This window comes from Carboxylicivirga litoralis, from assembly GCF_025499605.1.
GTDB lineage: Bacteria > Bacteroidota > Bacteroidia > Bacteroidales > Marinilabiliaceae > Carboxylicivirga > Carboxylicivirga litoralis.
The window spans coordinates 1-15241 of the sequence record NZ_JAFMVC010000001.1 but is presented as its reverse complement, the minus strand read 5'-3'; the positions used below and the strand labels follow the sequence as shown (position 1 = coordinate 15241).

Genomic DNA, 15241 nt, shown 5'->3' with positions numbered 1-15241 from the left:
ATGCATCTAATTATTTAAGACTTTAAAAACATAGTCGTTATTCCAGCCTTTAATTAATAGATTCTCCATGAATTTGGGGATTGTGTTAATTTCATTTGGCTTTTCATCAACCCTGATCTGTCCAAAGACGATTTCATTTTTATCAGCCCAGGTACTAGCAATATGGAGGCTGTTTTATTAGATTAATATGAGTTTGTCATATCAAAAGCAATCTATTTAGTACATATTCAGCCGATTAAATTGAAAATATTTTTATATGCGTCTGCTCTTGTCGTTCATGTATACAAAGAACTTAATTGGATAAAATCATTATATTGCGCTCACTTAATCATGGAAAATTTCGGAAAACAATCGGACGATTTGCTCATTAGGCAAATATTAGATGATAGTCAGTATGCTTTTAATCAACTGTTTGATAAATACTATGACTATGCATTTGATGTGGCCTGCCTTTACTGCAGCTTTCAGGATGCTGAAGAAGTAATTAGTGATGTGTTTGCGAAATTGTGGATAAACCGGCAAAAGCTGGAAGGCATATCTAATTTTAAAAGTTACCTGTTTATTTCGCTCAAAAATCAGTGCCTCAACTACCTTCGTAAAAAGAAAATTGATACCCTTTCGATAGAAAATAGTTTTAACCAGATTGCAAACAGAGAAAATGACCCGCATTTTCAGATTGAAATAGAAGAACTGACCACTAAAGTGGAAGATGTGATAGCCGAGTTACCACCTAAATGCAAAGAAGCTTTTCTACTGGTTCGCGAAGAAGGATTAAAATACAAAGAAGCGGCTAAAAAATTATCCATCTCTGAAAATACGCTAGATGTCCATCTCAAGAAGGCTACTAAACGCATTTTAGAGGTGATCAGAAATTATGGATTGAAGCTTTTAATACTTTTTTTACACCTCTAAAGAGCTATCTATAAGACTGAAAGAATTTTTTTCAAAAAAAACAACCAAACCAGTAACGGAACACTCAGCTTAATGAGTCTTTATAACCAGATAGAAGAAAATGACACTGAACAAAGCAAACATAGAACAACTAATCAGCCGAAAATTAGCCGGTGAACTGACGCCAGCCGAAACGCAACAGTTATTCGACTGGATTGCTGAAAGTGAGGAAAATGCGATCGTCTATCGCCAAACAATACATATTCTGGGACGCCAACAGAAGTTACTCAGAAAAAGCAGTGTATGGAATAAGGTGAAGGACAAATCTACTTTGGTAAGATCAGCAAGCAGTGCTTCATTTACTATTGGCAGACTTATCAAGGTAGCAGCTGTATTGGTGTTAATTGTTTTAATTCCGCTGGCTCTTGGCAAACTTGGGGAAGATGAATTGGGCAATGGCTTTGTACATACGGTTAAAGGTAATGATGTTGTAACATCTTTTTACCTGCCTGATGGTAGTAAAGTATTTCTGTCGAGAGGAAGTGAAATAAGCTATAACGATGGATATAGCCAGAGCAACCGTGAGTTGCTGCTCAATGGCAAAGCGTATATTGAAATCAATGATCAGGTCAATAATATGCCGGTTATTGTTAATTCTGGGAAACGATGCGCGATAGCAAGCAAGGGCAAACTAGCCGTGAATGGCAAAAACGATCAGTTTGATGTGGCTGTTGAAGAAGGTGAAGCAACCATTGTAGATACAGTGTACAAAAAGGTTATAATTCCGATGTTTAAATTAACGCCTGCAGCTAAAATTGGCGAGAAAAGTGCTACTCCTTTTGCCGAGAGCACCAAAGTATCAGGCGGGCAACGTGCCACCTATTCATCAGCTGATGAAGTAGCCAAAACGAAAGTAAACAGCTATTGCGAGGTGTTTAGCTGGAAGGATAAGGTATTTTGTTTCAGCAACCTGAAACAACATGAGTTAGCCTTTAAAATCTCGGAATGGTATGGCAAAAGTGTTGAATTTAAAGGGGAAATGAATCCTCATAAAAACTATTCAGGAAGTTATGATAACCCAACAGCAAAAGATTTAATTAATACGATTTTTAGCAATCAGGTTAAAGACATTAAGGAAACAAAAAGAAAGATTACAGTCATATTTTCATAAGCAACTAAATATCAATAAATATTCACCGCCACCTACTGACTGGCCAACTGTAGGTGTTGATGAAATAAATGATTAACAACGTTAGTCGTAATGGGATAAATGTATCCCTGTATCAAGTGAACAATCCGTAATTATTTAATGCTAACGGATGGTAATTGGCAGACCACAATCCCTTAATCAATCTGCAGATTACTACCATAATTTATTAAAACTTAATTGTATGAAAACAAATCTTCTCAAATTTGTAATGGGAATCGTATTGCCTATTGCTTTGGTGTTTACCGCATGCGAAGACGATGCGCCAAAATCATCATTAACAGGATTAACTGCCTTTAGTTTCATGGCTGACAGCAATATCCCTGGGCTCGAAAATATTGAATTTAATATTGACCAGACCAATTATACGATTACCAATGCCGATGAACTACCATACATGGCAGATGTATCAGCATTAGTAGCCGAATTTGAAGCCATTGAAAAAACGATGGTGACAGTTGGCGGCAACGAACAACTAAGTGGTGCAACAGCTAATGACTTCAGTTCACCGATAAACTATGTTGTAACAGCTGAAGATGGCGTAACACAAATTACTTACCAGGTATCGGTAAAGGTCTCACAAGTTAATCCGGAAGGTGTTAGTTGGGTAAAAGAAAATCCTGCTATTACTGACATGGGTTATAACGCTTCTCAAGCTATCTATTATAAAGACAAGCACCTGGCTGTATTTAGTAACGGTGGTTATTCCAGTACATCAAAACTGTTTAAATCAGCCGATGGAAAAAGCTGGACAGAAATAACTCTGGACACAAACTTTCCGGGTGGAGCAAGCGGTGCCTACTATACATTTTCTGTATTTAATGACAAGCTTTATATTACTGGTTATGCTGCTATTGCAGATGGTGGCTGGGCTCCTGAGGATTTAGCCGAAATTTGGGAAAGCACCGATGGCGAAACATTTACTAAACTAGAAAACGGCTATACCACTGCCGCTGTTACAACAGAGAACTTTGTTCATAACAATGCTCTATGGGTTGTAGGAGGTCAAACTACATTCTATGGTTCCATTTCAGGAACAAAAGGCGAAGGTTCTGATTTCTTTGGTCCGCAATCTTTATCAACTAAAGTGAGAACAACCACAGACCTGACCACCTGGACAGAAACAGATCTTCCAGAAGAAGCGCCTCGCCGTTATGCTGCTAACATTGTGCACGAAGGTACCATGTTTATGATTGGCGGACAATTGCAGGGTGGTTACATCTCAGGTGATGTTTGGAGCAGTACAGATGGAACTACATGGACAAAAAATACACCAGTTGGCTTAATGCCTCGTATGGGAGCAGCAGCTATTTCATATGATGGTAAAATTTGGTTATTTGGCGGACAAACTGCCTTAGGTGAATGCTCTAATGAGGTATTGGTATCTACAGATGGTATCAACTGGACAACTCCGGATGAAGATGCATTACTGCCAGCTGAATTTACAGCCCGTGCCGGACATTCGGCCTACCTTGATGCAGACAACAAAGTATGGATTGTTGGTGGATACACATCAACTCCAACCACATCTGAAGGTGCTAGCGAGCCCGATGGAGAAACAACCACACAATTACTGGATGTTTGGAGTGGTAAATTAAATAAACTGTAGCAGGTATGGAGTGCCTGATTAGAATAGCAGGCACTCTTTACTTTATTAATTTTTTTGCATAACTAAACTAAAAATCATCTGCCTATCAAGCTATTGCCAGGTGAAAAATCTACTGCCATGCACAAAGCAATATATATATTTGGCCTATGGCTATTAACAATCTCCTCTCTGGTTGCCCAGGATAAAATTAAGGCTTCGAGCTTGCAACCGGCAACCGTGAAAGGACTCATTGTTGATGCTAAAACAGGCGAACCAATTCCGGGAGCTAATGTCTATGTGAAAGAAACCATGCGAGGCGATGTATCCAATATGGATGGCGAGTTTAATATGCTCCAGGTAGTTGAAGGACAAACCATCTGCATCACTTGTATTGGCTGCAAAGACATCAATATTATTTATGAAGGACAAGAATTTATTAAAGCAGAACTAATAGAAGATGTAGTGGCTTTGGGCGAAGTGGTAACGGTTGGTTATGGTGTCCAGGAAAGACGCGATTTGACTGGTGCTGTTGCGAAGGTGTCTGCAGAAGACATTGCAGGACTGGCACCAAGTTTTGACAATGCGCTGGTTGGTAAAGTGGCCGGTGTAAACGTCAACTTGAGTAGCGGAGCGCCTGGTAGTGCAACCTCTATTACCATCAGGGGCTTATCATCACTTAATGCCGATAGCAATCCGTTGATTGTTATCGATGGTGTACCTGTATATGGAACCGGTAAAACGGTGAATAATATTGATTTTGGCAATGGCTCTATATCCGGAGGTATGATTGGTGGCAATTCGGTTGCGAACGGCTATAGCCAGCAGCCCGAGTTTGAGCGCAACCCACTGGCCGCTCTTAATCCGGATGATATTGAATCCATTGAGATTCTAAAAGACGCCTTCTCTACCGCTATTTATGGCTCAAGAGGCGCCGCAGGGGTTATATTAGTGACAACAAAAAAAGGAAAAAAAGGAAAACCTCAGATAAACATTGGCTACTCTGTTGAGATGAGCCAGCCTATTGCTACGCCGGACCTACTGGATGCGGATGAGTTCAGTGATATCTACACACGCTTCAATCGCTCACAAGGTTATACCGATCAATTTCCAACAACCTACAATATCAACTGGCTTGATGAAGTACTACGCACAGGAGTAACACAAGAAACACGGGCATCAGTTTCCGGAGGAACGGATAATACATCTTACTACATTAGCTTTAACAACTTCGATCAGAAAGGTTACATCATCAATCAGGACTTTATCCGTAACAGTGTTCGAACCAACTTTGACTTCAGCCCGGCTGAGTGGATTAACTTCGGCACCAACTCAACATTTGCACTGGTTAATAATGCGGCACTTAACAGTCAAAATGTATACCGCGATGCGATTATGATGTCACCGAACATTCCGGTGTACAAACAGGATGGCAGCTATTTTTACCACACGCCTTTAAACTTCGATTCGGAGAATAACATTAATACAATAACCGGTCACCTGGGTAATCCGGTAGCAACAGCCAACGAGGATAATTACGTAAAAGATACACGTGTTATTTCCAATTTCTATGCTGAATTAAAACCATTACCATGGTTATGTTTTAAATCAGAGATCGGTCTTGATATATACAATACCAAATCTTATAACCGTAACTGGGCTACACCACAAAACACTGGCGGAACAGGAACTAGTGCTTCCAACCAGAACCTGAAATACGTTGTTAACAATGTATTGACCTTAAGAAAAATCACAGACGTTCATACGATAAATGCCATTCTTGGCCAAAGTTTTGAAACCTCAGAAGAAAGCCGCACCCGCGTTACAGGCACCGGTTTCTTCGATGATAACGAAAAAAGTATTCAGTCTGCAACCGACAAACGGGTACTGGATGCCATCACACAGGAATGGGCGGTTGTATCCTACTTTACCCGTTTGAACTACCGCTATAAGAATCGGTACCTGGCCGGTTTCACCTACCGCATCGATGGCTCATCACGCTTCAGCAAGAATGAGCGCTATCGTGGCTTCCCATCCGTCTCGGCAGGCTGGATTATGTCAGAAGAACGTTTTATGGCTAGCACCAAAGGCTGGTTAGATGACCTTAAGCTTCGAGCCAGCTACGGTTTAACAGGCTTAGACGGGTCCTTTGGTGGCTATTATGGCAACCAGGGGCAGTGGACACGCGATAACCGTACAGTAAATGGTGGTACCCTCATGTATAATGGTGTTCCACTGTTATTTAATTCACAATCCGTAAACCCTAACCTGGAGTGGGAAACAACCACCTCGTTGGATTTAGGAATTGATGCTAGCCTGTTTAATGGCAAACTGGACATTACACTTGACTATTTCTATAAACGCACTAATAACTTATTGGCAAGTGATTTGGTGCCTTTATACATGGGGTGGAGTGCGCAGCAACAAAATGTTGGTGACATGAAGAATGAAGGTCTCGAACTACTGGTGAATGGCACTATTCTTCAAACAAATGACTGGTTATGGACGGGCTCCTTTAACATTTCGCGCATCAAGGATAAACTACTTCGATTGAATGAAGCCGGTTACCAAATGGCCTCCAATCAAGGTCTGGAACGCAAGGTATTTGTCGTTGGCGAAAGCCTGAACCAATTCTATATGTACGACTGGGTGGGCGTAAATCCAATGAACGGTAACCCCCAATGGCGATATGATGACGGTTCATTAAGTGAAGTGCCTCCTCAGGGCGTATACGATAGTGATAATCCTTTGGCTAACCGCTATGCAGTCGGCAGCAGCATGCCTGACTTCTACGGAGGTTTCAGCAACCGGATTCAATACAAGAATTGGGAATTAAATTTTGCGTTCTCTTATTCTATTGGTCAAAAGCTTTACAATGGCACACAGGCTACCTTAATGACCTATACACTAACAGATGCCAATAACTTGTCTGAAGATATGCTTGATTACTGGAAAATACCTGGTCATCAGACAGATGTTCCCAAACTGGATAACGCTACTACGGTGTATAAAGATCCGCGGTGGACGAATAGCGGCTTGAGTGGTTATGATGTCAGTCGCCTTAACGATCGCTTTTTGGAAGATGCTTCCTACTTGCGCTTAAGAAACATCACCCTGGCCTACTCATTTAAAAATAATTGGGTTAAAAAATTATACATGGAACGTATCCGTCTGTATGTGCAGGGAACTAACCTGCTAACTATCACCAGTTACAGTGGCATCGATCCTGAAGTGAGTGCTTATGGCTCCAGCGCTGTATTAAGTGGTTATGATGAGTTAACAATGCCACAGGCGAAAAGTGTGAAATTTGGTGTTGACATCAGCTTTTAATAACAAGCAATAAGAATAGTTAATATGAAGACAAGATATTTTTTCCAGACATTGCTAATCGCGGCTATATTTCTGACGGCTTGTGATAAACAACTGGACCTGGCTCCTGAAGATACTATTATAGAGGATAAAGTTTTTGAGAAATTCACAAGTACAGAATCGGCAGTGGCCGGTACTTACCATATGCTTTTTGCGGCGGCCACTAAGGATTATATCATGGCTGAGGCCACTTCGCCAACCTGTAATTACAGTTCGGGAGCCGGCCGTACCTACGATGAGATAAATAATGGAGCCGTATTACCTGAAAATACACAACTACAGGGAATATACGAAGCCTATTATGCAGCTTTAGTACAGGCAAATCTCCTATTATATAAGATACCTGAATTAGGAAAATACGACCAGAACCAGATGCTACAGCACATGGCAGAAGCTAAATTCATCAGAGCATACGCCTACCTGCGTTTACTGGGATGGTATGGTGATGGTGCACTCATGAATGAATCACAAAAAGATGGTGTAGTACTTTACCTTGAGCATTACGATGGCTTTAACCGTGATACGGATATCCGCCCGCGTAACAGCAACCAGGAAGTATTTAATCAGATTATAGCTGATTTGGAGGATGCAATTATCGACCTACCCGAACCTGGTGAACAGACTGCGGTTGAAACACGCGTGAGCCGTGCCAATAAGGCCACATGCGAAGCACTGTTAGCACGTGTGTACATGTATCAGCGCGATTACACCAATGCGCTTACCTGGGCCGGCAAAGTATTGACACGCACCGAATACCAGTTGGAAGACGATTTACTAAAAGTCTTTCCATTGAATCCGAATGATGCTGTTATTCCATTCTCTAAAGAACACCTGTTTGGTTTCCCGGTGAGTTCTAATGGCGGAAACTGGCAGTTCGGCGGCAACAATATTTATTACACTTATAACAACTACTGGTACAGCCAGTCACTAATAGGTACCTTCGCTGATACCGATCTGAGAAAAACCAGCTTAATGCGAGAATTAAAGTATCAGGATAATCCGGTATATGTAACGAACAAATACCCTAATACAAATGGACGAGATAATCTGACAATAATGCGCTTGCCAGAAGTTATCTTATACAAGGCTGAGGCTTTAGGTCGCACCTCCAATACGGTGACACAGGAAATGATCGATTTATTGAATGAGGTTCATCTAAGAGCTAATCCAACTGAGTCAGGATATACCATCGAGGACTTCGAATCAAACGATGCATTCATCGACCGTGTACTGTTGGAAAGTAATAAAGAACTGGCTTTTGAAGGTTGTTCACGTTTTGACCAGTTACGTACCGACCGACCATTGTACAATCCGGAATTACCTGATAACAAAAAGGTATTCCCTATACCATTGCGCGAAATTCAGATCAGTAACGGTGTAGTAAAACAAAACGAAGGCTATAACTAGATTTTATCCTGTAAACAATGAAATTAAAATGTATCAGATTATACCTGATAGTGGCAGTTATTGCCTTTTCATCAGGTCTGCAGCTAATGGCGCAAATGCAACCCGCAAAACGCATAGCTCCTAAAGTCATTAAAGGTGTAACCTTAAAGGCATCAACTGATGACGTGTGGGCTTACATTTCATCACCCGGTGATTTTTATGCCTCAATCGAAGAAGTAAAAGACTTAAAATGTTCAGGTAATGGGCAGGGGGCACAGATTAGTTTTAGTATATATGGCGACAAAAGTAGGATGCAGGAAATAAGCGTCCTGAACAGCCAAGAACGAATGATAGTCTATTACATAACCCAATCGGACTATTACAACCAGCCTTTGGTGTATCGCATTCTGGTTGGCAGAGATGAAGACAATGCCTATGTGCAGTTCGAAGGCATATTCAGCACTGGCGATACTGCTCAGGATAAGAAAATTGAAAAGCTGATTATTAGCGAATGGTTGCTGATGCAAAAGAATCTGGAGAAGAAATTTAATTAGTACCTAAAAAACAAATACATATGAAAGTTAGATTAACACTGGCCTCAATGGTAATTATCCTTTTGAGTGCGTGCAATACACAACCTAAAGACACTATTACCATCTCAGGAAAAGTAAAGTTTCCTGATAATAAATACAAGGTTTACATCTCGCAGTACAGGGATGGTGAAAAAGTGGTGACCGATTCATTTCAGTTGGCTGAAGATGGTAGCTATAGTTATAACATGAATACCAGTCAGCCAGGAGAATATAACCTGGACTGTCAAAAATGGCAATCGGTACGTTTCTGGGCCGAAGATGAAGATCTCAATATTGATTTCCGGGGCCAGGACACTGCCAAGATTAAAATCAAGAATCCTCCTTACGTATACATCAATGGTGGCCCTAAAAATGAGGTGATGAACCACCTTAACTTTGTTAATTACCGTTCGTACCAGTTAATTATCGGACTCTCACAAACCGTATACAAAGCTACCAAAGATGTTCCTGAAAAGTATGGCGAGATTGCTGGTCAGTTGTACGGTTTTGCCAGTGATGATGACAGGGCCCGCTTTCGTTTTCTGGCTCAACAATATGCTGACAGAAACAGCGTATTGGCAGTCATCAGTCGCCTGCGCGATAAAACCGATAAAGATATAATCGATCAAACCCTTGCAACTCTAGAAAAGACTAACCCTACTTATCCTCCACTGCTCAAATACATCAAAGACAAGGAAGAAGCCCGGGCAGCTGCTGAAAAGGTGAAACTGGGAAAAGTGGCCCCACACTTCTCTTACCCAACTCCTGAAGGTGTTATGGTGTCTCCTGAAGATTACAAAGGGAAAATTGTTGTAATCGACTTTTGGGCTTCGTGGTGTGGTCCGTGTCGAAGCGAAATTCCTCACCTGAAAGAAGTGTACGAAAAATACCACTCTAAAGGCGTAGAAATGTTGAGCGTTTCCATTGACAAGAAAGAGGCCGACTGGCATAAAGCCCTGGCAGAAGAAAACATGGCATGGGCTCAGGTGTTGGCTCCCAATGCCGGAAAGCAAACCATGAAAGACTACCAGTTTAGCGGCATTCCATTTATTATCATTCTGGATAAAGATGGTAAGATAGTTGCAAAGCAGCTAAGAGGTAAAAAGATAGATGAGAAACTGGACGAACTATTATCTAAATAATCAACAAATAATAAATTTAAGATGAAGAAAGTATTAACAATCATAACTGTGTGCCTAATCTTCCTTAGCCAGGTACAACCAGCTAAAGCCGTTAATGACGGTAATGAAGGCATTCATTTTACTCACGCCACCTGGCAGGAGGTTATAGCAAAAGCAAAAAGTGAAAACAAAATTATTTTTGCAGATTGCTATACAACCTGGTGTGGCCCCTGCAAAATGCTGGCAAAACAGGTTTTCCCACAGAAAGAGGTGGGTGATTATTTTAATGCCAATTTTATTAATGTAAAAATTGACTGTGAGAAAGGCGAAGGCGTTGATTTGAAAAACAAGTTTGGGGTATCTGCTTTCCCTACAATGCTATTTATTGATCCAAGTAACGAGAAAGTATTGCACCGCGTAGTTGGCTTCCGCCCGGCAGAAGAACTGATTAAAGAAGCAAAAGGCGCACCCGCAGAAGCTAAGCGAGCCGAAGCATTGGCTGCTGCCTACCAGAAGAATAAGAAAGACCTTAAGACGACAGAAGATTACCTGAGCTACCTTGTCAAGGTAAGTGACCCTAAAGCTGAAGAAGTGGCACTGCACTACCTGAAGATGATTCCAAAAACGGATTGGCACAAGAAAGACTATTTCTGGTTGATGAGCCGCTATGTTAAAGATCCATTCAGCAAAGAAGCTGCATACTTCTATAAGAACAAGGAAAAATTTATTGAAGCCAATGGATTTCAAGGTGAGTATTTCGAATCGGGTATGTACTACAGCTATGCAGGTAACCTGGCCGAGGTCAATAGCAAAGACGAATTTGATCAGAAGAAGTTTGATAAGCTGATTACATTAATGGAATCAAATGGCTATGACGGAATAGAAAGCATTAAAGACTACACCAACCGCGCCCTGCTAATTCATGTAAAAGACTATAGCACATATATGGATGTGGTTGAAGAGAAGTTTTCTAAAGGTTTGGCAACGAATTCTAAATACTATTCGGAATCCGGTTTCAATTTATTGAATCGTCTGAAGGATTGTCAAGATAAAACATGTTTTGAACGAGCTGCCAAACTGATGGATGATGTTGTGGCCAAACAAATGGCTGCCGAAGAACTGGATATGTTTAGTTTATCAATTGCCTATCGCGACAATTATGGCTTTGTCAAAAAAGCTGGCATAACAGGTGAGCGCCTAGCTGTGGCAAAAGCTATGAGTGACTTATTTGATAACATTGTGCCAAAGCACCGTGCACTGCTTGATAAAACATACCAGGAGGCGCAAAAAGCCAAGGAAGAAGGCAAAACTGGTGGACGCGCTATTCCCGCAATGAAAATGGGAGGTTTCTAGTGATAATTTAACATTTGGTTTTAGTAGACAAACGCTTTGGATAACCATTCAAGGCGTTTGTTGTAAAAGATATAATATGAAGACAATTTTCAGCATACTATTTAGTCTGGTAGTTGCAGTTGCATGTGCCCAATCCAGCGACGGTGTTCACTTTACTCACGACACATGGAAAGAAATAAAAGAACTAGCCAAGGAACAGAACAAATCCATCTTTATAGATTGTTATACATCTTGGTGCGGTCCTTGTAAAATGCTTTCTAAAAATGTTTTTCCTCAAACAGCAGTTGGTGAACTTTTTAATGCCCATTTCATTAACTACAAAGTTGATATGGAAAACGGTGAAGGCCCGTTATTAAAAAAACAGTTTAATGTTTCAGCCTATCCTACCCTTATTTGGGTCGATTCAAATGGAAATGAACTTCATAAATCAGTTGGTGCACCAAATGCTGATGAGCTAATAAGTATAGCCCAACAGGTGATTGATGGTAAAGGTCTGGCAGCTCTTGAACGCAACTATACCGCTCAATCCAACAATTTCACTGTAATGCTGAACTACATCGAAGGACTGAGCAATGCCTATGAACCACAAAAGATACAAGTGGTATTAGCGACCTACTTTAAGTCAGTAGAAAAAACAGAATTACTCAAAGAAAAAAACTATTCGCTAATAAAGAACTACCTGGAAGATATCTACTCGCCAGCTTTTGAATGGTTCCATAAGCACCAGACTGATTTTAAAAATCAATATTCGTCTGAAGAGGTTGATCAAAAACTCTATCGCACTTATCTGAGTTATGGTCACTCTTTAGTCAGGAAAGATAAAATTGATTACAAGGGTTATAAGCAATATTGCAAAACCCTCAAAAAAAGAAAGGTTAATAATAGGGAAAGGATAGTTGCTTATATTGACGAAAGCATCTGTCGCGCTGAACAAAACTGGGATGCCTATATCCAGAAAGTAAATGAAAACATGAAACTTGGCTACTACGAAAGCACAAACTCTTTCCTGTTCTACAATTGGGCCAAAGCCATTGATAATTCTGATAATGCTCAAAAGCAGCATTATCAACAGGCTGCTGAGTGGATGGAGAAAGCTTTCGAAGTCAGTCAGTGGCCATTAGTTAATAATATAGTTTATCTCGATGAGAAACTTAAAATACTTCAGAAGGTAAATGTTGATAATATTGACGTTAGAGAATTAGAAGAGCGAATTAGTCAATTAAAGGATGAGGTTAAAAACTAATTAGAGTTGAATTAATAATGGAGTCTACCAAATTAGTAGATTCTTTTTATATTTTCATGTTTGTTTCTAATTTGAACTTACAGAAGTCTTACGTATTTTGAGGAGCATTATTTCTTAAGAACGAGCATGGCCGAATTATTCAAAAATCTGTATTCAAAGCAATTCTTCGAGGTGTTGACAGAAGCATTGGAGGTTGTGTTAGAGGGTTTTAATATAACTCAATTTCTTGCCGAAGTTTACAATTCTGATTGGGGCGAGTTAGAGTTAAAACAGCGGATGCAGCATATATCACATGTGTTGACAGCTTATTTATCTGATGATTATCCGCAGAGCATTGACCAGATATTGCAAATAATTGACACATTAAAAGCCAATGGTGTAGCAGAACGAGTAAGATATCCTGATTTGGTTTTTATGTTTCTGCCCCATTATATCGAAACACATGGTTTAAATGATTTTAAAACATCGGTTGAAGCCATGAAAAACATTACACCTTTTACTACATGTGAGTTTGCTATTCGCCCTTTTATTATTAAATTTGGCGATACGATGCTAAGCGAACTTTTGAGTTGGACAAGCGATAAAAATCACCATGTCCGTCGATTAGCTTCAGAAGGCTGTCGTTCGCGATTACCCTGGGGTATTGCAATTCGTGATTTTAAATACGATCCAAGTCCGATTTTTCCGATTTTAGAAGCCTTAAAGAGTGATACATCAGAATATGTTCGTAAGAGTGTAGCCAATAATCTGAATGATATTTCAAAGGATAACCCGGAAATAACCATCGGCATTGCTAAACGATGGAAAGGCCAATCGAAAGAAACAGATTGGGTTGTTAAACATGCAAGTCGCACTTTGTTAAAAGCTGGTAATCAGGAAATGATGCAGTTGTTTGGTTTTGGTTCTATTGATGATATTGAGATTAAGAATTTTGGATTGGCAACTGATATTATTCATGTTGGTGAAGCACTCAAGTTTAGTTTTGATTTGTACAATTGCTCGAATAATGATAAGTTGATTCGTTTAGAATATGCTATCTATTTTCTCAAGAAAAATAGTACGCATACTAAAAAAGTGTTTAAAATTAGTGAGAGGAACTATGTTGCAAATTCAAGGACGACAATCACTCGGCATCAATCATTTAAAGTAGTCTCATCGCGAAAGTTTCATATGGGAGAACATATTATTAGCTTGATAATAAATGGAGTGGAGGTGGATGAAAGTAGTTTTGAATTAAAAGTTTAGAAAATAGAAAAGGCTAGCAAAACTGCTAACCTTCTTATTTTCAATCGTCGGGATGACAGGATTTGTGTCATCCTCTGTAAATCTCTTATAACCAGTATGTAGTGAAAATCAAATTTTGTCGATTCCCGAGTGACTCCCGATTCAAATGATTGAATTTGAGTGCGTTTGATATCCTTTGATAGTGACAAAGTTACGAAATAAAATTCCACGATTTGTATCAAAAAAGGCTAAAATTATCGAGTATTCAGTAGTAAGATATCGTTAAATAGGGGTTTTGCGGGTAAGGATTGAATTTAGATGATATCGATGGATTGCAGCGAGGTGTTTCAGAATGACTCAAATTGATTGAGATTCAGATATAATGCTACTGAAGGCAATAATGGGAGTGTGTTAATTAATCAACCAGGTATTCGCGGACGAGGTTGGCATCGATGCCGGTGTAGATGGCAAACTCCTCGGATGTAATGAACTGGTGCTCCTTCTTGCCCAAAGCCTCCTTGATGTTATGCAGTATGCGTCGGCTTGACTTTTCACTCTTACCGGTGATGCGCTGCACATCTTTGGGGTATATGCATAGCCTTGTTAGTGCTTTAGTCATTGCTCTAAGATGAATAAAGTATCATTGAAATTTAATATAGAGGAAAAATGGTTATAAATCATGAAAAGCAGGTAGATTCTTAATCATTTCAGGAAAAACAGTTATTATGCTGTTGAAAAAATTAACAAACGATATTACTACTGTATCTATACTTCATCTATGTCTGAAGAGTACTTAAGCAATACCTTATCTAAGGATAACTATTAAGGAAATTTACGGACAAAAGCTACCAACAGGGACAAGTCGGACACTCACATTTGAATGGCGTTTTATGGAGTTGTACTTTGAGTCTATTAACCCATAAAAAATGATGTTATGGCAAGGCAAAAAGGAGTTATCAAACTTGAAGGGCGAGTTGGTGATTTGTCATTTTACAAGAGTGGTGGCCAGTATATGGCCCGTGAAAAAGGAGGTGTGGATGGTGAACGTATCAAGAAGGATCCGGCCTATGCCCGCACACGCGAAAACGGCGCTGAATTTGGTTGTGCCGGTAAGGCTGGTAAGGAACTGCGAAATGCTTTAAATGAAGTGTTGGTTAGAGCAGCTGATAAGCGTGTTTCGAACCGATTAGCAGCGAAGATTCTGAAAGCTATCCAGGCGGATACGACCAACCGACGCGGTGAGCGTAATGTGTTGGATGGTGATTTGACCTTACTGAAAGGTTTTGAGTT

Annotated in this window: 11 protein-coding genes and 1 pseudogene; 11 read left to right on the top strand and 1 reads right to left on the bottom strand. The window is 40.0% G+C overall.

Annotated elements, in window-relative coordinates:
• The first annotated feature begins 330 nt into the window (after positions 1-330).
• From J1N10_RS00060 to J1N10_RS00015, 10 genes are all read left to right on the top strand, one after another.
• Positions 331-912 carry an RNA polymerase sigma factor gene (locus J1N10_RS00060; RefSeq protein WP_262324626.1) on the top strand — a complete coding sequence of 194 codons (582 nt, stop codon included), beginning with the start codon at positions 331-333 and terminating at the stop codon, positions 910-912.
• A 100-nt stretch (positions 913-1012) separates the two neighbouring features.
• Complete coding sequence (locus tag J1N10_RS00055) at positions 1013-2062, top strand: FecR family protein (protein WP_262324625.1); 1050 nt, start codon at positions 1013-1015, stop codon at positions 2060-2062.
• 220 nt (positions 2063-2282) lie between these two features.
• Positions 2283-3707, top strand: a complete 1425-nt coding sequence (locus tag J1N10_RS00050; RefSeq protein WP_262324624.1) for a DUF6242 domain-containing protein — start codon at positions 2283-2285, stop codon at positions 3705-3707.
• A gap of 117 nt (positions 3708-3824) precedes the next feature.
• Complete coding sequence (locus tag J1N10_RS00045) at positions 3825-7013, top strand: SusC/RagA family TonB-linked outer membrane protein (protein ID WP_262324623.1); 3189 nt, start codon at positions 3825-3827, stop codon at positions 7011-7013.
• Between the two features lie 24 nt (positions 7014-7037).
• Positions 7038-8459 (top strand): RagB/SusD family nutrient uptake outer membrane protein, encoded by a 1422-nt coding sequence (locus tag J1N10_RS00040; protein ID WP_262324622.1) that lies wholly within the window; start codon positions 7038-7040, stop codon positions 8457-8459.
• A 17-nt stretch (positions 8460-8476) separates the two neighbouring features.
• Entirely contained in the window at positions 8477-8992 is a 516-nt protein-coding gene (locus J1N10_RS00035) for a hypothetical protein (protein WP_262324621.1), read from the top strand.
• A gap of 20 nt (positions 8993-9012) precedes the next feature.
• Complete coding sequence (locus J1N10_RS00030) at positions 9013-10152, top strand: TlpA family protein disulfide reductase (protein ID WP_262324620.1); 1140 nt, start codon at positions 9013-9015, stop codon at positions 10150-10152.
• Positions 10153-10173: 21 nt separating this feature from the next.
• A complete protein-coding gene (locus J1N10_RS00025) occupies positions 10174-11484 on the top strand; it encodes a thioredoxin family protein (protein ID WP_262324619.1) in 1311 nt (436 codons plus the stop codon).
• A gap of 76 nt (positions 11485-11560) precedes the next feature.
• Positions 11561-12727 (top strand): thioredoxin family protein, encoded by a 1167-nt coding sequence (locus J1N10_RS00020; protein WP_262324618.1) that lies wholly within the window; start codon positions 11561-11563, stop codon positions 12725-12727.
• A gap of 126 nt (positions 12728-12853) precedes the next feature.
• A complete protein-coding gene (locus J1N10_RS00015; RefSeq protein ID WP_262324617.1) occupies positions 12854-13972 on the top strand; it encodes a DNA alkylation repair protein in 1119 nt (372 codons plus the stop codon).
• 394 nt (positions 13973-14366) lie between these two features.
• On the opposite strand, the gene J1N10_RS00010 is transcribed toward J1N10_RS00015, so the two are convergent.
• Entirely contained in the window at positions 14367-14570 is a 204-nt protein-coding gene (locus J1N10_RS00010; RefSeq protein ID WP_262324616.1) for a hypothetical protein, read from the bottom strand.
• Positions 14571-14885: 315 nt separating this feature from the next.
• Here J1N10_RS00010 and J1N10_RS00005 point away from each other — a divergent pair.
• Positions 14886-15241 (top strand): annotated as a pseudogene (locus tag J1N10_RS00005) (hypothetical protein); the annotation flags it as partial.

What these genes read in the sequence shown, in the direction of transcription:
- J1N10_RS00060 (WP_262324626.1), top strand. Translation starts at nt 331, where the DNA reads ATGGAAAATTTCGGAAAACAATCGGACGATTTGCTCATTAGGCAAATA.
- J1N10_RS00055 (WP_262324625.1), top strand. Translation starts at nt 1,013, where the DNA reads ATGACACTGAACAAAGCAAACATAGAACAACTAATCAGCCGAAAATTA.
- J1N10_RS00050 (WP_262324624.1), top strand. Translation starts at nt 2,283, where the DNA reads ATGAAAACAAATCTTCTCAAATTTGTAATGGGAATCGTATTGCCTATT.
- J1N10_RS00045 (WP_262324623.1), top strand. Translation starts at nt 3,825, where the DNA reads ATGCACAAAGCAATATATATATTTGGCCTATGGCTATTAACAATCTCC.
- J1N10_RS00040 (WP_262324622.1), top strand. Translation starts at nt 7,038, where the DNA reads ATGAAGACAAGATATTTTTTCCAGACATTGCTAATCGCGGCTATATTT.
- J1N10_RS00035 (WP_262324621.1), top strand. Translation starts at nt 8,477, where the DNA reads ATGAAATTAAAATGTATCAGATTATACCTGATAGTGGCAGTTATTGCC.
- J1N10_RS00030 (WP_262324620.1), top strand. Translation starts at nt 9,013, where the DNA reads ATGAAAGTTAGATTAACACTGGCCTCAATGGTAATTATCCTTTTGAGT.
- J1N10_RS00025 (WP_262324619.1), top strand. Translation starts at nt 10,174, where the DNA reads ATGAAGAAAGTATTAACAATCATAACTGTGTGCCTAATCTTCCTTAGC.
- J1N10_RS00020 (WP_262324618.1), top strand. Translation starts at nt 11,561, where the DNA reads ATGAAGACAATTTTCAGCATACTATTTAGTCTGGTAGTTGCAGTTGCA.
- J1N10_RS00015 (WP_262324617.1), top strand. Translation starts at nt 12,854, where the DNA reads ATGGCCGAATTATTCAAAAATCTGTATTCAAAGCAATTCTTCGAGGTG.
- J1N10_RS00010 (WP_262324616.1), bottom strand. Translation starts at nt 14,570, where the DNA reads ATGACTAAAGCACTAACAAGGCTATGCATATACCCCAAAGATGTGCAG.